The organism is Paracoccus sp. DMF (genome assembly GCF_004407025.1).
GTDB classification, from domain to species: domain Bacteria; phylum Pseudomonadota; class Alphaproteobacteria; order Rhodobacterales; family Rhodobacteraceae; genus Paracoccus; species Paracoccus aminovorans_B.
On sequence record NZ_SOKV02000001.1, the window covers coordinates 155,131 to 173,951 of the forward strand.

Below are 18,821 nucleotides of genomic sequence, written 5' to 3' on the forward strand. Positions count from 1 at the left end.
ACGCGCCGCCCGGGTGACCAGTCAGAATTGCCAGCGGAACTGGCCCGAGACGCCGACGCTGTCCAGCTGGTCGCCGAACCGGGCGTCGATGCGCGCCCCGGCGCTGACCTGGCGGCCCCGCGCCTTGGGTCCCATCACCTTGATCCAGTTGGCGCCCAGGCTGAGCTCGCCGTAAGAACCCAGGTTCTCGGTCGTCAGCGTCTCGGTGTTCTCGGCCGAGGCGAAAAGCGAGATCGTCGGGTCGGCGAAATCCTTGTACCAGGTCCCGGTCGCGAAGGCGTAGAGCGCCGTGTTGCGGCCGTTGTCGACGAAGGTCTTGGCCAGGGTGGCGCCGGCGAAACCGATCTTGCGGGTGCTGTCCTTGAAGATCAGCGTGTAATCCTCGTCGAAGCGGATCGAGTCGGTCGAGAGCTTCGACCAGGCGAAGCCCATGGTCGGCAGCACCGCCCAGCCGCTGTCCCCGATCGGGAAGCCGTAGCTGATCGAGCCGCTGAGCGTCTGGGTGTCCGAGGAGAAGTCGGTCTCGTCCAGGCCCAGGCCGGTATAGCCCGGCAGCGGCTTGTTCTCGATGGTGAAGTCGGTGCGCTCGATGCGGTATTGCAGGTCGGCCTGGAACCGCCCCTTGGTCGCGGTGGCATAGAGCCCGGCATAGCGCTGCTCGAAATCGGTCGAGGTATAGGAGGTCAGGATCGAGGTTAGGTCCTGCGAATTCGAGGGGTCGATGGCATAGACCGGCTGGCTGGTCGAGCCGCGGTTGATCCCGGCCAGCGCGCCGAAGGCCATGTTCCAGCCGCCGAAGCGGTTGTCGAAACAGGCCAGGTCGGTGCCGACCTGAAGGCCGTAGTAATCGGCATTCACCTCGGTCTCGACATTGCTGATGCCGTTGTCGGTGCGGCCGCTGGCGGTGGCGTGGCCGCCGATGGCGCGGCCCCAGCTGCCGATGCCGCAGGGCTTTTCCTGGTCCTCATAGGCGAGCGCGGTGACGAAGGGGCTGGTCGGGCGGTTCACCACCGAGCCGATCAGCGACTGCACCAGCGCCACGTTGCCGAAGATCGCGCCCATGGCCGGGTTCAGCTGGCTGACCAGCTCCAGGTCGCCCTGGCGGTCGGATCCGGCGCGCTGCACCGAATAGACGATGCGTTCGGACCCGGCCGGCAGGTCGCTGCGGGTATAGTTGAAGTCATTGGCGCTGCCGAAGCTTTCGTCGACGTCGATCAGCGTCACCCGCGCCCCGCGCTGCGGCACGGTATCGCGGTCGGTCAGGTCGAAATCCAGGTGGTAATTGCCATGCACCGCGCCGCCCAGCACCTCGATCCGGTCGGCGGTCATGGTGCGCAGGTTCAGGTCCAGCCGATAGGTGCCGCTGCCGTTCAGGCCGCCGACGCGCAGCACGCCCGAGGTCGAATTGTCGGCCATGTCGAGGGTGCCGCTGTTCGTGACCGCGCCCGAGACACGGGCCTGGTTGCCCGCCACCTCGACCGTGCCCTGGTTCAGCAGCGCGCCGTCCAGCAGGCCGGCCAGCGCCAGCGTGGTGCCGGAGCCGACCACGGTGCGCGCCGCCGAGACCTGGCTGCCGGCGCCGAGCGTGTAATCGGCATTCAGCCGGAAATCGCGGCCGATGCTGGCGCCGTCGCGCAGGACCAGCGTGCCGCCGTCATAAATCAGGTCGCCCGTGACCGTGCCGGCCAGCGTCGCCCGGCCCGAGGTCGCCAGCGAGCCGTCCAGCGTGCCCGCTTGGGTCAGGGTGCCGCGGTTGTCGAGATCGCCGGTCAGCCGGCCGTTCAGGAAGAAATTGCCGCCCGCCTGGTTCAGGATGCCGCCCGTTGCGGTCAGCGTGCTGCCGGCGACGATGCGCGCCGTCGCGCCTGATTCGTTGCGCATGCCGCCCGAGACGGTGGCATCGCCGCCGCGGGTGGTGAAGGTCCCGGCCTCGTTCACCAGCCCGCCGGCCAGGGTGCCGGCCAGGGTCAGGTCGGCGCGGTTGGTAACGGTGCCCTGGATGCGGCCGGCCCAGTCGGCGCTGCCGGTGTTCAGCACCGGGCCGGTGATGGTGCCGGCACCGGCCAGCGTGCCGGCATTGACCAGCGCGCCCTGCAGGGTGCCTTCCACGGTCAGCGCGCCGCTGGCCAGGTTCTGCGCCGCGACCGGCGCCCCTTGCGCATCCGGGTCGGCCATGGTCAGCCGGCTGCCGGCGGCGATGCTGGCGGTGCCCGCGTTCAGGAACTCGTCGGTCGAAAGCGTGCCCGCCACGTCCAGCCGCCCGTTCCGGAGGTTGCGCAGCGACTGGACGCTGCCGCCCAGCGTGGCCGTGCCGGCGTTCTCCAGCGTGCCGGCGATGGTGCCGGTGCCGGTCAGCCGGCCAAGGTTGCCGACATCGCCGGCGATGGTGCCGCCTGTCAGCGTCGCGGTGGCGCCGGCGCGGTTCGCAAGATCGGCCTGCAGTTGGCCGGCCAGGGTCAGGCCGCCGGCGTTCTGCACCGTCGCGGCCGAGGTCAGCACGCCCGTCTCGGCGATCGACATGGTCTGGTTGTTGAAAAGCTGGCCGATGTTCAGCCGGGCGCCGGTCGTCAGGGTGCCGTCGTTGACCAGCCGCCCGGTGATGCGCCCGCGCCCGTTCAGCGTGCCGGCACTGGCGACGTCGCCCTCGACCGTGCCGCCGTCCAGCGTCACGGTGCCGTGGTTTTCCACGAAGCCGTCCAGGGTGCCGGCCAGGCTCAGCCGGTCGTTGTTCACCATGCCGTCGTCGAGGCTGAGGCGGTGGCCCGCGCCGACCGTCACCCGCTCGTCATTGATCAGCGTGGCGACGCTCAGGTCGTCTTGCAGCGCCAGCGTGCCGGTGTTTTCCAGCCGGTCGACCCGGCCCGCGATAGTGGCATTGCCGGCATTGGCCAGCGTGCCGGTCACGGTGCCGGTCCCGGTCAGGGTGCCGCCATTCTCCAGCCGCCCCGCCAGCGTGCCCCCGGCCAGCACGGCCGAGCCGCGGTTGCTCAGCGTGCCCTCGATCCGGCCGGCCAGCGTGGCGCGGTCGTTGTTGACCAGGGTGCCGTCGCCGCGCAACGTGCTGCCGGCGGCGACATTCAGCACCTCGTCATTGACCAGCGAGCCGACGCGCAGCGTGCCGCTGCTGGTCAGGGTGCCGGCATTGGTGACGGCGCCCGTCACCCGTCCGGCCAGCGTGGCCGTGCCGTTGTTGGCCAGCGCGGCGATGGTGCCGTTGCCGGTCAGCGTGCCCGCGTTCGTCACCGTGCCGGCGATGGTGCCGCCGTCCAGCGTCGCGCTGTCGTGGTTGACTACATCGGCCTCGAGCCGGCCCGAGACGATCAGCTCGTTGCCGTTCTGCACCGCCGTGTCCGATTGCAGCGTGCTGCCCGCGGCCACGTCCACGAGGCCCGCGTTCTGCACCGAGGCGACGCTCAGCCGGCCCTGCGAGGTCAGCACGCCGGTGGCCGCGTTCTCCACCTCTCCCCCGACCCGCCCGGACAGGGTGGCGCTGCCGGCATTGCTCAGCGCGCCGGTGATCGTGCCGCTGCCCGAGGTCTGGCCCAGGTTGACGACCCGGCCGTCGACCGTGCCGCCGTTCAGCGTCAGGCGGCCGTTCGCCTGGTTCTGCACCATGCCGTTCAGCCGGCCGGCGACGGTCAGGCGGTCGCGGTTCTCGACCACGCCGGTCGCGGTCAGCACCCCGGTCGAGGTGATGTCGACCACCTCGTCGTTCACCACCCCCGCCACGGACAGGCTGCCGTCCTGGGTCAGGGTGCCGGTATTGGTGACCGTGCCGGTGACCGTGCCGGTCATCTCCATGCTGCCGCTGTTCGTCACCCCGCCGGTGATGGTGCCGGCGCCTTGCAGGCTGCCGCTGTTCGTGACCGATCCGGCCACCGTTCCCGCCGCTAGCGTCGTGGTGCCCGAATTGTCCAGGTCGCCCGTCAGCTGGCCCGAGAGGTTCAGCTCGGCCTCGTTCTCCAGCGCCGTGGCCGTGGTCAGCGTGCCCGCGACCTCCATCACCCCGTCGTCGTGGTTGCGCACGCTCTGCGCCGTGGCCGTGGTGCCGGCGTCGATGGCAAGGGTGCCCTCGTTCGTCAGGGCGCGGACATTGTTCAGTGCGCCGCTGGAATCGGCATCGGTGGTGACATGCAGGTCGCCGCGGTTGTCGAGATCGTGGCCGCGCATGTCCAGCCCGGCCGAGACGGTGATGTCGCCGCTGGTATCGTTGGTCAGGTTGCCCTCGAGGAAGGAATCCTCGCTATAGGTGACGGTGCTGCGGTTCAGCAGGTCGCCGATGATGTCGACGTTGTTCACCGTGCCGCCCTCGTTGGCGAACAGGTCGGCGACGATGGTCAGCGTGTCCTCGGTGCCGTTGGTGCCGTCCACCCGGCCCGAGTTGGTGAAGATGCCGTCCACGCCCAGGGTCACGCTGCCATTGGTGCCGTCCAGCGTCAGCTGGTTGCGGTTGGTCAGGTCGCCGTTCACCTGCGACGAGGAATTGACCAGCAGCGTGCCGCGGTTGGTCAGGTTGCCGTTGACCTCGGCGCCGTCCAGCGTGACCGTGCCGCTGGCGCTGTTCTGGATGCCGGCGGTGCCGTTCACGGTCACGGTGCCGGCGATGTTCAGCGCGCTGCTGTTGTCGATGCGCTGGGTCGCGGTCACGGTCTCGCCCGCGTCGACGGTGGCGGTGCCGGAATTGTCCAGCCGCTCGACCTGAAGGTCGCCGGTCAGGTTCAGGGTCTGGTTGTTGTCGAGCGTGCCCACGGAACCGCGCGCGTTCAGCACGCCGTCGTTTTCCAGCGTGCCGGTGACGCTGCCGCCGTTCAGCGCCGTGGTCGCGCCGGCCCCGTTCAGCAAATCGCCCGCGATCGTGCCGGCGACCGTGGCCTGGCCCCGGTTCACCACGCGCTGGTCGGCGGTCAGGACATGGCCGGCGCCGACGGTCATCGTGCCGGTGACATTGTTGGTCAGCTGCCCGACCCGGACGTCGCCCGAGGTGGCCAGGATATTGTCGTTCGTCAGCCGGCCCGCGACCTGGCCCGCGATATTCATCGTCCCGGCATTGTCGACCCCGCCCGAGATCGCGCCGTTCGCGCCCATGTTGACCGTGCCGGTGGCGCTGTTGTCCAGCCCGCCGCTGAGGCTGCCGTTGACGGTCAGCCGGTCGTTGTTGAGAAGCGGGCCCTCCACGATCGCCAGCCGGTCGCCGGTGCGGACATTGACCTGGCCGTCATTGACCAGCGCATCGACCGTCAGGTCGCCGACCGTATTGACCTGACCGCCGTTGGTCACGATGCCGTCGATGGTGCCGGTGCCATCGATCGTGCCGTCATTGCCGACATCGCCGGTCATCGTGCCGCCAGTCATGGTCAGGCGGCTGCCGGCCTGGTTGTCGATATCGGCGCGCAGATCGCCTGCGACCGCGATGCGGCCGGCGTTTTCGACCAGATTGCTGACCCGCAGCGTATTGCCCTCGGTCACCTCGACAAGGCCGGCCGCGGTGTTGGTCAGGTCGCGCAGGGTGCTGTTGCCGACGACATAGGTATTGCCGGCATTGTCGAACTGCCCGTCGACCTCTCCGCGCAGGTTCACCCGGGAATTGTTCGTCACGTCGCCGTCCAGAAGGCCGCCAAGGCCCAGCAGACGATTGTTGACGATATTGCCCGTCCGGTCCGCGCTGAGGTTCACCTCGCCGGCATTGGTGATGTCACCACTGGATTCGCCCAGAAGCAGCACCGAGCCACCGGTCATGACCGAAATGTCGCCCTCGCTTTCGCCGCGCAGCACGATCTGGCCGTTGCCCGACACTTCGAGATCGCCATCGACATCCGAGTCGATGAACAGGCGCGAACCGCCGTCGGCAGCCAGTTGCAACGTCGCCGCGCCTGCTGCCAGGGTGCCGCTGTGGAGCCGGAAATTGCCGCCGCTCAACCGCAGTCCGCCGGCTTCGACCCGCCCCCAGATCCGCAACTCCGGCGTGGACGAGTCGCCGACCAGCACCCCCGTTTCGGTCGCCGGCAGCACCTGGTGGTCGCCGTCCTCGTCCAGCCAGATCTGATTGATCGAGGACCAGCCCCATCCCAGCCGGTCATTGTCCAGTTCCATGTCCGCCCGTGCCGCCCCCGGCAGCGCGGCGAGCGAGATCAGCGCCGTGGTCGCGAAAAGGCGCGAGCGGGCGAAGCGCCGCAGCGGCAGGGAAATGTCCGATATGAAAACTGGCAGCATCTGAATTCACTTTTTGCGAAGGAATAATGTGGCACGCACGGAACTCTGCTTAACAGGGTTACTTTGGCCCGCCGGGCCTGCACAAGTCCCGAACCGCCCCCTGCGGCGATTTTCGCGCTCAGCCGGGGCCGGGATGCCGCATCCGGTCCACCTCGGCCACGAAGGCGCGCAGCGCGGCGGTCAGCGGCCGGGCCGGCACGGTCTCGACCGCCGCGACCGCACCGCCGGGGCCGGACATGCGCCGCTCGGCCCAGTCGCGCAGGTCGGCCACCGTCCAGCGCCGCAGGAAGGGGTTCGCCGCCACCACCGCGCCGCCCATGACGCTTTCGACCGATTGCGCCGGGTCGGCGCGCAACGCCATATCCGCGCCGCCCGGGCCCAGGAAATGCGCCAGATACAGCCGCCCGGCCGAGACGGCATGGCCGCGCGCGCGCAGGAAGGCCTCGTTCTCCTGCGCGAGATGGCGCACCATCTGCCGCGACAGCGCCGCATCCAGCCGCAGGTCCAGCACCTCGCGCGGCGACAGGCTCGCCACCAGGTCGGGGCGATAGCTGCGCATCATCCGCAGCCAGGTGCTCTCGATGAACTGGCCAAGCCCGGTCGCGGTCGAGCGCGGGTTTTTCGCCGCCGCATCGCCGCCGCTTTCGACCCGGATGATATGGCCGATCAGCGTCTCGATGGAATCCGAGGCCAGCACCTCGCCCCCGCCGCCCAGGAGCGGCAGCGGATCGACCGGCGTGCCGTCGCGCAGCAGTTGCAGCGCCAGCCCCGGCTCGGCCCGGCCCGGGGCCAGGCCGGCGCGGCCGATCACGGCGCCCTGGGCCAGCTCCGCCCCCTGCGCCACCTCGGGCGCAAGGCCAAGGTAGCGGCTGACCAAGCCGCCGGGATGGGTGATCTCGACCAGGCCCGCGCCAAGCACCGACACCCGCCCGGCGGCGACCGCCAGCACCGGGCTGCCCTGCGGTGCGCTCCAGATCACCTGGCCGCGCCCGGCCGCCGCATCGCCCGGCACGAAGCGCTGCGACAGCACACCGCCCACGGGTTGCAGCAGCGCCGCCCCCTCCGCGCGCCGGACCCGCGCGCCGGGGGCGTAGCATTCGAAACCCTCGGCCGCCGGCACGACATAGCAGGGCTTGTCGCCCGACGGCCCGCTGACGCCGACGAACAACACCGCCCCCGGCCGTTCGGCGGCGGCATCGGCATAGATCAATGTCAGCCGGTCCTGCGCATCGGCGAAGCCGTCCAGGTCGAAAACCTGCGACATCAGCGCCAGCGCTTCGCCGATGACGGCGGGCGGCACGTCGCCGCGCAGCGCCGCGGAATAGATCACGTCCAGCAGCCGCTGCTGACCCTGCGGCGGCGCGGCATCGCCGGCGCGCGCCATGGCGTCCTGCATCAGCGGCTGGTCGGCCCAGGCATCGGCCGAGGCCGCCAGCTGCCCCGCCGCCGACAGCGCCAGCGAGCCGAGATAGCCCTGCGGCCCGTAAAGCGACAGCTGGATCACCTCGCGCCCGCCGTCGCGCGGCCGCCAGCGCAGCGCCAGCACCGTGCCGCGCGCCAGCTTGCCGTCCAGCGCAAGCTGGCTTTGCAGGCGCTCCTCGACCCGGGCCGCGGCCCCGGCATCGAAGCCGTTTTCCGAAAGCAGCGCCGCGGCCGTGGTGTCGCGCGCCGTCTCCAGCACCATCTCGCGCCACAAGGGCGCCCGGCTGGCGGCGTCGCGCAGGAACAGCACGTCCGCGCTGGCATCGACCTGGGCCGGCGCGGCAAGGCTGGCGTTCATCAGCCGCTCGCGGCCGCGCTCGGCCTGGAACAGCGCGAATTCCTCGCGCGTCGAGGGCAGCGCCGCCACCAGCTGCCGGTCCTGCGGCACCAGCGCGCTGTCCAGAAGCCGCACCCCCGCCGCCGGACCCGGCACCCGCCCCGAAGCGGCCAGCGCCGGCGGTGCGGGCAGCCGGCGCGTCTCGGCCTCGGCGCCGTCGCCGGGCGGCGGGATGATGATCGGGTCGCCGGGAATGTCGGTGAAGGTGTCGCCGCGCACCAGGGGCGCGATGTCGAATTGCGATTCGACCCGCACCATGGCCGGCTCGGACGCCAGCAGGGCGGACAGGCGCGGCTGCAGGCTGGGCCACAGCCAGGCCCCGAAGGCCGCCAGCACCAGCACCGCCAGCGCGCCGCGCAGGGCAAGGCCCCGGCGTCGGCGCCGGCGCGCCCCTTGGCCCATCTGGCGGAAACGGGGGTCGATCCCGGTCATGGCCTAGCGGAACAGGCCCGAACCCATCAGAGACGGGTTGATCTGCCGGCTGGGCGTGGGCTGCTGCGCCGGCGCAGGCTGACGACGCGGCGTTGCCGGCTGGGCGCGGCTGGCCGAAGGCGCGGCGCGGCTTTCGCGTGCCGGGGCAGAGCGCGCCGCGGCGGCGCGGGGCGTGGCCGCGGGCTGTGTCGCGGCCGTGGCCGGCGCAGGGCATCGCAGCTCGCCCCGGCGCAGGATGGCGCGGAAGAGGCCGGTGTCCGGACGCTCGGCCGCCTCGGCGCCGGCCGCCTGCGACCAGCGCCGCACCGCCCCCGCCGAACCCGAGCCCCAGGCGCCGTCGATGCTGCCGGCATAGCAGACCATGCGCCGCAATTCGGTCTGGATCGCCTCGGCCAGACGGTCGGCATCGGGATCGAAGGCGCCGTCGCCCAGCAGGCGCTCGAAAAGCCCGGCGTCGCGCTGCCGGATCGCCTGGCGCGATTCGAAGGCCAGGCCCAGCGGCCCGCGCGGATCGAAGCCGGCCAGCACGGCAAGGTCGCCGACGATGATCGAGGGTTGCGGCAGGCCGGGACGGGCGGGCGGCTGCGGCCCGCTGTCGGGCAAGGGCGTGGGCATCGGCGCCGCCACCGCCTCGATCACCTGGCCCGAGGGCAGGGGCGTGATGACCAGCCCCTGCGCGCCGGCCGGGGCCGTCCAGCCCGCCAGCACGACCATCGCCAGATATGCCCCGCGCCTGCCCATCCCCGCCTCAATTCGGCCTTGGCGTGGCGAAGACCGTCCAGTCGGCGCGGTCCTGAGTGTCGATCTCGGCGAAACGGGCGTCAAGATAGCCGCGCAGCAGGCAGTCCCGCTGGCCCTCGATCTGGAATCGGCGCGGCGCCACGCACATCGGAATCGCCCCCGCCAGCACTTCATTACCGAACACATCGGCGGCGAAAATGTAATAATACCGTGAGCGCAGCGGCTCGCGTTCCAGCGTCGCGCATTGGTTCGGCGCCACCCGCCACCAGCCCCGGGTGGCGAAATCCTGCCCCGAAGGCCGGGCCAGCGCCACGTTCAGCACGTCAAAGGACTGATTGCACAGCCGAAGCTCGGCCCATGCGGGTGCCGGGCCGAGTGTGGCCAGCACGCCCAGGGCCAGGATTTTCAATTCAGGGTTGATCGAGCGCCGATTGAGCACCGCTTTCAGCCATGTTACAGCCCGGGTCGGGCAAAGGAGTTTCAACAGCATGAAACCGATCCTGACAGCGGGCGCAACCTTTCCGCGAAGCCGGGGCCCTGGCTTGCGGGCGGCCGCGCTGCTGGCGGTGCTGGCCGGGCCCGCCCTGGCGCAGCAGGACGCCCCCGCCGCCAAGCCGCTGCTGCTGGAACTGAACGGCGCCGTCACCACTGAGGACGGCGGCTGCCAGCTGACCCTGGTCGCGACCAATGCGCTGCCGACCGGCCTGACCCGTGCCGCTTGGCAGGTGGCGATCTTCGACCGCGCGGGCGCGGTGCAGGGGCTGCCTATCCTCGACTTCGGCGCGCTGCTGGCCGGCAAGACCAAGGTCGCGCAATTTGCCCTGCCGGGCCAGGGCTGCGACCGGATCGGCCGCATCGTCGTCAATGACGTGGCGGAATGTCTGGCCGAGGACGGCTCGGACCAGCGCATGGCCTGCCTGACCGGGCTCGATGCCCAGAACCGCAGCGAAATCGAGTTCGGATTGTAAATGTTCGCCGACCTGCCGCTTGTCACCTGGATCGTCTTTGCCGCGCTGGCGGGGCTTTCGGTGCTGACCCTGACCGTCGTGATCTTCAAGCTGATGCAGTTCCGCCGCATGGGCGTCGGCGGCCACCGCCTGGCCGAGGCGATCCTGGACGACTGGCTGAACGGCCGCCCGGACGAGGCGCAGAGGAAGGCCAATTCCGGCCGCACCGTGCTGGCCCGCGTGCTGGGCGCCACCATGTCGGGCCTGCGCGCTCGCCCCTCGGAACCCGGCTATGGCGAGGAACTGGCGCGCCAGGTCGCGCTGGCCGAGCTGGTGCAGATGGGCGCCCGCATGCGCCTGCTGGAGGCCGTGGTGCAGATGGCGCCGATGCTGGGGCTTCTGGGCACGGTCATCGGCATGATCGACGCTTTCGGCAACCTGGCGCTGAGCCAGCAGACCTCGGACCCGCGGCTGCTCGCCGGCGGGATCTGGACGGCGCTGACCACCACGGCGGCCGGGCTTGCCATCGCGCTGGTTGCCTATTTCGTCTCGGCCTGGCTCGAGGGCCGGATCGAGGACGAGCGCCAGGGCATCGAGCTGGCCGTTTCGGCCGCGATCCACGGCCGGATCGCGCGGCCCGGACACTAGGCCATGCAGGTGGCGCGGCCCTCGATCCGGCCACCCGGGCTCGACCTGCCGCGCAGGCCGCGCCGGCGGGGCTTCTTCGCCATGACGGCGCTGGCGGATGTGCTGTTCCAGCTCCTGATCTTCTTCATGGTCTCGGCGAGCCTCGTCAGCTATTCGCTGCTGCCGCTGCGCAGCGGCGCGCTGCGCGACAGCGGCGGTGGCGTGGCGCCCGGCGAGGAGGCATCGCAGGCTGGCACCACCCTGACCGAGGCGCGCGCCACCGCCGTCTGGACGCTGAACCCCGGCGGCATCACCGCCTCGGGCCAGCAATTCGCCCTGCCCGGCGTGGCGGCGCTGGCCGATGCGCTGGCGGCGCAGGGCACGCGCAACGTGCTGATCGTGCTGCGCCCCGCGGTGCCGGTGCAGGACCTGGTGCAGGTGCTGGAAATCCTCTCGGCACGCGGCATCGACTCGGTGCAGATCGCCGAAGCGCCGGGGGGCGCGGGATGAGCCTGCACCTGCCCTCGCGCCGCGAGCGGCGGGTGCAGGTCGACAGTTCGCTGTCGATCGTGAACATCGTGCTGCTGCTGATCTTCTATTTCCTGCTGACGGGCCAGGCGCCGCGGGTCGAGACGCCGCTGGAGCTGGCGCGCTCGACCACGCTTTCGGCCGAAGACCTGCCCTCGCCGGTGCTCGAGATCCGGGGGCCGCAGGATTGGCTGCTGGACGGCGCCGCCATCCGGCCCGAGATGCTGCCGGCGGCGCTGGCCTCGGTGTCGGGGCCGGTGCATCTGCTGATGGACCGCGCGGCCCCGTCGAGCCTGCTGATGCAGGTCCTGCGCCGTCCCGAACTGGTCGATCACGACATCCGGCTGGTGACGCGGAAGGATGTCGCGCCGTGATCGGCCAGCAGCCCATGGCGCGCGGCTGGGCGGTCGCGGCGGCGCTGTCGCTGGCGGTGCATGGCGCGGCGGCGGGCGCGTTCCTGTGGCGCCCGGCCCTGCCCTGGCAGGAGCCGGCGCCGGCGCCGGCGCAGATCCAGGTCAGCGCCCTGCCGCTGCCGACGCTGGCCCCCGAGACCGAGGTTCTGCGCCCGATCACCGCCCCGGTGCCGCCCGAGCCCGACACCGAAACGGAGCCCACGCTGGCGCCGGCGGTGCCGCAGGGCGCCTCGCCCGTGCTGACCAGCAACGCCCTGCCGACCGGCCGCGAGGCCGCGCCGCCCCAGCCCGAACCGCAGCCCGAGGCCGGGGCCGAAACCGGTCCCGACGCCGATCCGCGCCTGGTCGCCCTGTTCCAGCGCATCCGCAGCCAGCTGACCGCGCCCTGCCTGCTGGCGCTGCCGGCGCTGGATGCCGAGGGGCGGATCCGGCTGAACCTGCTGGCCGCCGACGACGCGCAGATCCCCGGCCTGCTGCGGGGACTGACGCAGGGGCTGGAAACCGGCATTGACGGCCAGGCGGTGCTGCTCGACCGCCGGCAATGCCCGGCGCTGGCTTTTGCCCGCCGCGATCCGCGCTATCCGGTGTTTCCGCTGGGCATCAACCTGCAATCGCAGGACGTGGCCAGCGGCGCGAGCCTGCGCGGCACCATCTCGGGCGGGGCCGGGCGGCAGGTCACGCTGCTGTTGATCGACGACAATGGCGTGACCCACGACCTGCGCCGCTTCATGGTCAGCGCCGGCGGGCAGATCCGCTTCGACCTGCCCATCGCCCGCGACGGCGCCGGGCGCGACACGCATCAGCTGCTGCTGGCGGTCGCCACCCCCGCCCGTCCGGCCAGCGTCAGCGCCGGCGCGGGCGAACTGGCCGAGACCTTCTTCGAGCGGCTCGCGCGCGAGGTCGGACCCGAGGCGCTGGTCGGAGTCAGCAGCGTCTATGTCCGCGCGAAATCATAGGCGAAGCCGTCGTCGCGGATGCGGATCGCCACGTCCGACATGCCTTGGCCCGAGACCATGCGCGACAGCACCTGCCGCGACAGGTCGGGCAGGATCGAATCGGTGATGATATTGTCGATCATCCGGCCGCCGCTGTCCGGGTCGCGGCAGGCGGCGACGATATGGTCGATGACCGCATCGTCCCAAGTCAGGCTGGCGCCGTGGCTTTCGCGCATGCGCCGCGCCACCGAACCCAGCTTCAGGCGGCTGATCCCGCCCAGCACCTCGGCCGACAGCGGCACATAGGGGATGGTGACGATCCGGCCCAGCAGCGCCGGCGGGAAGGTGCCCAGCAGCTCCTCCTTGAGGCTGGCTTCCAGCGTTTCCTCGTCGGTGATGCTGCCCTCGGGGGCGAGGGTCATGATCGTGCCGGTGCCGACGTTCGAGGTCATCAGGATCAGCGTGTTGCGGAAGTTGATCGGACGGCCGTTGCCGTCCTCCATCCGCCCCTTGTCGAAGACCTGAAAGAACAGCTCGTGCACGTCGGGATGGGCCTTTTCCATCTCGTCGAGCAGCACCACGGAATAGGGCTTGCGGCGCACCGCCTCGGTCAGCCGGCCGCCCTCGCCATAGCCGACATAGCCCGGGGGGGCGCCCTTCAGCAGGGAAACGGAATGCGCCTCCTGGAATTCGGACATGTTGATGGTGATGACGTTCTGTTCGCCGCCATAGAGCGCCTCGGCCAAAGCCAAAGCGGTCTCGGTCTTGCCGACGCCCGAGGGGCCGCAGAGCATGAAGACGCCGATGGGCTTTTCCGGGTTGCCGAGACCGGCGCGGGCGGTTTCGACCCGGCGCGCGATCATCCGCAAGCCCTGGTCCTGGCCGATCACCCGCGCGCGCAGCAGATCCGACAGGCCCAGCACCGCCTGCAATTCGTCGGCGACCATGCGGCCGGCGGGGATGCCGGTCCAGTCGCTGATGACGCTCGCCACCGCCTGCTCGTCGACATGCGGCCAGATCATGCGTTCGTCGGCGTGGATCTGGCCCAGCTGGTCCATGGCGCCGGTCAGCTCGGCGCGGATGGTGTCCTCGTCGAAATCCTCGCCCTCGCGGGCCGCCAGCGTCTTGCGCAGGGCCAGGATCTGCTCGACCAGCGTTTTCTCGTCGGCAAAGGCGGCTTCCAGATCGGCCAGCTTGGCACGCGCGTCGTCCAGCCGCGCGCGCGCCTCGTCCAGCCGGGCGGCATCGCCCTCGCCCAGGTCGCGCTCGGCCTCGCGGGCGGCGATCTCGGTTTCCAACCCGGCGATCTCGGCGCGCAGGTCGGCGATGCGGGCGGGCACGGCGCTTTGGCTGACCGCGACGCGGGCACAGGCGGTATCCAAGAGCGACACCGCCTTGTCCGGCAACTGCCGCGCCGGCAGGTAGCGCGCCGACAGCTTCACCGCCGCCTCCAGCGCCGCGTCCGCGATGCGGACCTTGTGATGCGCCTGCATCGGCGCCAGCAAGCCGCGCATCATGGCGCAGGCGACCTCGACCGAGGGCTCGTCCACGGAAATCGGCTGAAAGCGCCGGGTCAGCGCCGGGTCCTTCTCGAAATAGTTGCGGTATTCGGCCCAGGTCGTCGCGCCGATGGTGCGCAGCGTGCCGCGCGCCAGCGCCGGCTTCAGCAGGTTCGCGGCATCGCCCGTGCCCGCCGCGCCGCCGGCGCCGACCAGCGTATGCGCCTCGTCGATGAACAGGATGATCGGCGTGGCCGAGCTTTGCACCTCGTCGATGACCGAGCGCAGGCGCTGCTCGAACTCGCCCTTCATGCTGGCGCCGGCCTGCATGGCGCCGATGTCGAGCATGTGCAGCCGCATGCCGCGCAGGGCCTGCGGCACCTCGCCCGAGGCGAGCTTCTGCGCAAAGCCCTCGACCACGGCGGTCTTGCCGACCCCGGCCTCGCCGGTCAGGATCGGGTTGTTCTGGCGCCGCCGCATCAGCACGTCGACGATCTGGCGGATCTCGTCGTCGCGGCCGACCACCGGGTCCATCTTGCCCTCGGCGGCCTGCGCGGTCATGTCGACGGAAAACCGCCCCAGCGCAGTCGCGGCGCCCTCGCGGCCGGCGGGCGCGGCGCCGATGCCGGTGCCGTCCATCGGGCGCAGGCTTTCCTCTTCCGAGTCCTTCCACAGGCTGCGCGCCTCGGAGCCGATGCGCTCGGCCGACATCTCGGCGAACAGGGGCGAATATTGCTCGATCTCGCGGCGCAGGACCGGGTCGTTCAGCAGCGCGACTAGCAGGTGGCCGGTGCGGATCTGCGCCTCGCCGAAGAACAGCGTGGCATAGGTCCAGGCGTGGTTCAGCCCGTCCGCCAGCCGTTCCGATATGCCGGGGGTCTCGGTCACGTTCTTCTGCAGCCCGTCCATGGCCCGGCCCAGATCCTTGAGCATGCGGCCCCGGTCCAGCCCCAGCCCGCGCAGGGTGACGGAAATGTCGCCGTCCTGTTGCGAGACGGCGTGGAACAGCCAATGCGACAGCTCGACATTGCGGTTGCCGTCGCCGCGCGCCTGCCGCATCGCCTGAAGGAAGGCTTCATAGCCCAGCCGGTTCATCTTGCCGGCGAATTTCTCGATGGTGATCGCGGTCATCAATGGCCTTTCGCGGAATGCTGGCCCGCATCGCGGCCAAGCGCGAAACGGGCGACTTCAATCGGGACGCCGCTCTGGGGCAGGCCCTCGGGGCGCATGGCGGCGAGCCAACCAATGGCGGCATCGCCGCCCAGGGTGGCGGCGGGAATGCGGTCGGCCGGCAGCGCCAGCGCCAGGTCCACGTCCAGGCACTTGCCCAGATACCAATAGACCAGCGCCGCCAGCTGGCCATGGCGCGGCTGGCCGGGCAGGAAGCTGCGATAGGTCCGGGCATCGGGCAGGTCCAGCCGGATGCAGATCTTTTCGTTCACCGATTGCAGCCGCGCGCCCAGGTAGCTGTCGCGCCCCAGCGCCCCGCCCCGGCCCAGGCCGCGCAGCTCGTCCGGCTCGAATTCCAGCCAGCTGGTGACATGTTCCTGCACCGTCACCGGAAAGCCGAAATAGCCGCCGAGCAATTGCCGCAGCCGCACGCCGCTGCGCACCCGGCCGCCAAAGACCGGCACCAGCGGCAGGCGCGCGATGTCGGGAAAATCGTCGTGCTGGCGAAAGGCGGGCGAGCCGATCCCCGCCACCGCGCCGACATAGGACTGGAAGCGGTCCTGGTCGGGGCGGTCGTGCTGGGTGATGGCATGGGCGTCGGACCAGGCGCGAAAGAACAGCTGGTAGAACCGCGCCGACAGCATGTCGGTGAAGGCGACGAAGGCATCCTCGCCCGCGTCCTGCCAGCGCAGCACCTCTTCGGTGGTGTTCAGCGGCAGCGCGCCTTGCGGGCCGAAGAAACCGGTGAATTGCGCGCGGATGCGCGGGCGGGGGCCTTCGGTCTGGACGTCGGCCAGATCCTCGGCCGGGAAGGCCAGGCGCGGGTCCTGGCCGATATCGGCGATGTCCTGCGCGCGCCTTGTGCTGCGGCCGATGCGCGGGCGGGCAACCGCCTCGCGCTCCAGCCGGCGCAGCAGCGCCAGAAAGCCGGGCGCGGTCATATCAGCGGCCCCATGCCGGTGCGGGGCGGGAAGCGCTTGAGGATGCCGCGCTGGCGGCTGGCGATCACCGTCTGGGTGAAGCTGTTGATGCTGGCATATTCGGCCAGGAAGCGGTCCAGAACCGCGCCCAGCAGGATGATGCCGCTGCCCTCGAATGCGGTTTCGTCGAAGCTCAGCACCAGTTCCAGCCCACGGGCCGGAAAGATCCCCTCGGGCCGGCGGAGCGAGCGGGTGATCGGCCGCACCGCCAGCCCGGTCAGGCCGGCGATCTGCACCTCGGTCACATGGTCCGAGGCGTCCGCGAACAGCGTCAGGATCTCGCGCAGGCTGGCGGCACCGTCGCGGCCGAAGCGGTCGTCGAGGCCGAAATGATTGAGCGACAGATAGGAAATCAGCCGCCAATAGACGTCGCCCTGGCGCATGCGGTGCGGGCCGCCGCGCTCGATCTCGGTCATCGCCTCGCGCGGTGGCGTCGGGCCGTTCACGCAGGTCAGGGACAGCGCCTGGTCCGAGACCATGGCGAAATCGTCCGAGCCGGCCAGCGGCAGCACCGCCGGCAGGTGCCGGTTCGAGCACAGCGCGCGGATATGCAGCCGCTGCGCCCGGCGGCCGACGACCGACTCGGGCGGCTCGTAGATGGCGATGAAACTCTCGGTGCCGCGATAGTCGTGGCGCTGGCCGGTGCGGCGCTCGGTCTCGGTGAGGCGGCGCGGCTTGCGGCGGATGGTGTGGTAATAGGCCGCGCGCGGCGCCCCGCCCTGCGGCAGGGCGTAAAGCGGATGCACATCGACGCGGTCATGCGCGGTGCCATAGCTGGCCTGCACGCGCAGGATGCGCTGGATTTCGTAATGGGTGATCGGGCTGGAATCCGGGGTGACGACATATTCGTGGCGCTTGTCGTCCAGCCGCACCTGGTTCGAGCTTTCCTCGAACAGGTTGATCGCCGGCGCGCAGTTCAGCCGGATGTCGCGCGGCTGGATCTGGCGCGCCAGCTCGTCATTGGCGCGGTCGAATTCCAGCACCAGCTGCACCTCGCCCACCGGGATGCGCGACAGCGCGCTGCGCATGTCGGTCAGGCGGAAGCCCATGAACTTGCGCGGAAAGGCGAAGAAGTCGCGCAGGATCGCGAACCCTTCGAACAGCCGGCCGTCGCGGTCGAAAAGCAGCTCCTCGCGCGCGAAGCCGATCTGCTCGACCTGGCTCTCGCGCAGGCGCAAAAAGGCCGGATCGCCGTTCGGCATCAGCCAGCGCAGCGAGACGCGGGTCAGGTTGCAATGGATCTGCTCATAGGCGGCGATGGCGCGGACATGGTCGGCGGTCAGGTGAAAGGTCAGCGCGTCGGGCGCGTTCAGCCCCATCGCCTCGCCATCGGTGCGGGCAAGGTCGATCTGCAGGCCGGCGCGGGTCGCCGGGTCGGGGTCCTGGCCCAGGCCGCCCAGCGTCGTGGTCTGATCGTGATAGGTCAGGCCCGCAACCGCCAGCGGCAGCACCAGAAGATCCGAGGTCAGGCTGAAGCGGCAGGCCACCCGCTTTTCGGCATCGCGAAAGCGCGCGTCCAGGTATTCGCCGCGCTTGAAGACCTGCGGCCCCTCGTTCCGGCGCGACAGCGGCGCGGCCTCGACGATCATGCAGCTGGGGATCGGCGCCAGCGCGTCGGGAAAGATCTGCTCCAGCAGTTCGGTGGTGAAGTCGCGGAACTCCTCGTCCAGCTTCAGCTGCACGCGGGCGGCCAGGAAGGCCGAGCCCTCCAGCAGGCCGGCGATGGTCGGGTCGATGTTTTCGCGCATGACGCCGCCCAGGCGTTCGGCGAGGCCGGGGAATTCCTCGGCGAATTCGGCCGAGCGCTCGTAGAGCATGTCCAGTTCGCGCTCATAGGCGTCGCGGAAGGCTTTTCTCATGACTCGGCCTGCATGCGTTTCATGGCGATCTTGCCGGCGGCGGGGTCGACCTCGGCATGGAACTGCACCGCGATGTCGGTCGGGTCCGAGATCATCTCGGCCAGGATCTCGAAGGTGACGCGCTGGTCGGGTCCGGGGTCCAGATCCTCGACCCGCACCTCCAGCGTCTCGGGGCGCAGGCGCGGTTCGTTGCGGATCAGCGCCTCGCGGATGGCCTGGGCCAGGTCCATCGGCGTGCGATGGTCGCGCCACAGCGTGTCCATGTCGGGCAGGCCGTGGTTGACGACGGAATCGCGCACGCGCGGCGTGTCGGACAGGTCGGTGCAGACGTCCAGCCGGATGGTGTTCATCAGGCTGGCCAAGTCCAGAACCAGGTTGCGGCGCAGGGATTCCTCGCTCGCGCCCTCGCGGTGCTTCTGGCTCATCAGGGTCAGGTCGCGCTCGCCCTCGGTATAGCGGCGGCCGGGGTCGCGCGAATCGCGCCGGCGGGCGGAATCGCGAAAGATATGCATCAGCGACATTTCGCGCAGGCCCCTGCGCCCGGTCTCTGCATCAGAGCGACGCGCCATCATCGGCCCCCGGTTGCGGCGCGCCCGGGCAAAGGCCCGGCGCGCAAAGGAACAGGGCCGGCTTGGCCGACCCTGTCCCCGATTGCTGGCAA

At 70.6% G+C, this 18,821-nt stretch carries 13 protein-coding genes; 5 read left to right on the plus strand and 8 right to left on the minus strand.

What is annotated here, in order from left to right; translation table 11 throughout:
- Window positions 1-21 precede the first annotated feature (21 nt).
- From E3D03_RS00780 to E3D03_RS00795, 4 genes are all read right to left on the minus strand, one after another.
- Window positions 22-6,210 carry a hypothetical protein gene (locus E3D03_RS00780; RefSeq protein ID WP_263565375.1) on the minus strand — a complete coding sequence of 2,063 codons (6,189 nt, stop codon included), beginning with the start codon at window positions 6,208-6,210 and terminating at the stop codon, window positions 22-24.
- 118 nt (window positions 6,211-6,328) lie between these two features.
- Window positions 6,329-8,461, minus strand: a complete 2,133-nt coding sequence (locus tag E3D03_RS00785; protein WP_263565376.1) for a M23 family metallopeptidase — start codon at window positions 8,459-8,461, stop codon at window positions 6,329-6,331.
- Between the two features lie 3 nt (window positions 8,462-8,464).
- Entirely contained in the window at window positions 8,465-9,202 is a 738-nt protein-coding gene (locus tag E3D03_RS00790; RefSeq protein WP_263565377.1) for a hypothetical protein, read from the minus strand.
- 7 nt (window positions 9,203-9,209) lie between these two features.
- Window positions 9,210-9,692, minus strand: a complete 483-nt coding sequence (locus E3D03_RS00795; RefSeq protein WP_263565378.1) for a DUF1036 domain-containing protein — start codon at window positions 9,690-9,692, stop codon at window positions 9,210-9,212.
- 52 nt (window positions 9,693-9,744) lie between these two features.
- Here E3D03_RS00795 and E3D03_RS00800 point away from each other — a divergent pair, with 52 nt between their 5' ends.
- Genes E3D03_RS00800 through E3D03_RS00820 form a run of 5 tightly spaced genes read left to right on the plus strand, consistent with a single transcriptional unit; the run spans window position 9,745 to window position 12,673 of the window.
- Entirely contained in the window at window positions 9,745-10,170 is a 426-nt protein-coding gene (locus tag E3D03_RS00800) for a hypothetical protein (protein ID WP_263565379.1), read from the plus strand.
- Window positions 10,171-10,797 carry a MotA/TolQ/ExbB proton channel family protein gene (locus E3D03_RS00805; RefSeq protein WP_263565380.1) on the plus strand — a complete coding sequence of 209 codons (627 nt, stop codon included), beginning with the start codon at window positions 10,171-10,173 and terminating at the stop codon, window positions 10,795-10,797.
- 3 nt (window positions 10,798-10,800) lie between these two features.
- Window positions 10,801-11,286 (plus strand): ExbD/TolR family protein, encoded by a 486-nt coding sequence (locus tag E3D03_RS00810; protein WP_263565381.1) that lies wholly within the window; start codon window positions 10,801-10,803, stop codon window positions 11,284-11,286.
- Window positions 11,283-11,678, plus strand: a complete 396-nt coding sequence (locus tag E3D03_RS00815) for an ExbD/TolR family protein (protein WP_263565382.1) — start codon at window positions 11,283-11,285, stop codon at window positions 11,676-11,678. Before E3D03_RS00810 ends, E3D03_RS00815 begins: the two co-directional genes overlap by 4 nt.
- Window positions 11,675-12,673: a hypothetical protein gene (locus E3D03_RS00820; RefSeq protein WP_263565383.1), complete on the plus strand. Its 999-nt coding sequence runs from the start codon at window positions 11,675-11,677 to the stop codon at window positions 12,671-12,673. The genes E3D03_RS00815 and E3D03_RS00820 overlap by 4 nt, the downstream gene beginning before the upstream one ends.
- Here the strand turns inward: E3D03_RS00820 and tssH are convergent.
- The 4 genes from tssH to tssE are packed head-to-tail and all read right to left on the minus strand — an operon-like array spanning window position 12,652 to window position 18,729.
- Window positions 12,652-15,282 carry a type VI secretion system ATPase TssH gene (gene tssH, locus E3D03_RS00825; RefSeq protein ID WP_263565384.1) on the minus strand — a complete coding sequence of 877 codons (2,631 nt, stop codon included), beginning with the start codon at window positions 15,280-15,282 and terminating at the stop codon, window positions 12,652-12,654. The genes E3D03_RS00820 and tssH overlap by 22 nt on opposite strands.
- Entirely contained in the window at window positions 15,282-16,262 is a 981-nt protein-coding gene (gene tssG / locus E3D03_RS00830) for a type VI secretion system baseplate subunit TssG (RefSeq protein WP_263565385.1), read from the minus strand. The genes tssH and tssG overlap by 1 nt, the downstream gene beginning before the upstream one ends.
- Entirely contained in the window at window positions 16,259-18,160 is a 1,902-nt protein-coding gene (gene tssF, locus E3D03_RS00835; protein ID WP_263565386.1) for a type VI secretion system baseplate subunit TssF, read from the minus strand. The genes tssG and tssF overlap by 4 nt, the downstream gene beginning before the upstream one ends.
- Window positions 18,157-18,729 (minus strand): type VI secretion system baseplate subunit TssE, encoded by a 573-nt coding sequence (gene tssE, locus E3D03_RS00840; protein ID WP_263565387.1) that lies wholly within the window; start codon window positions 18,727-18,729, stop codon window positions 18,157-18,159. Before tssE ends, tssF begins: the two co-directional genes overlap by 4 nt.
- Window positions 18,730-18,821: the final 92 nt, after the last annotated feature.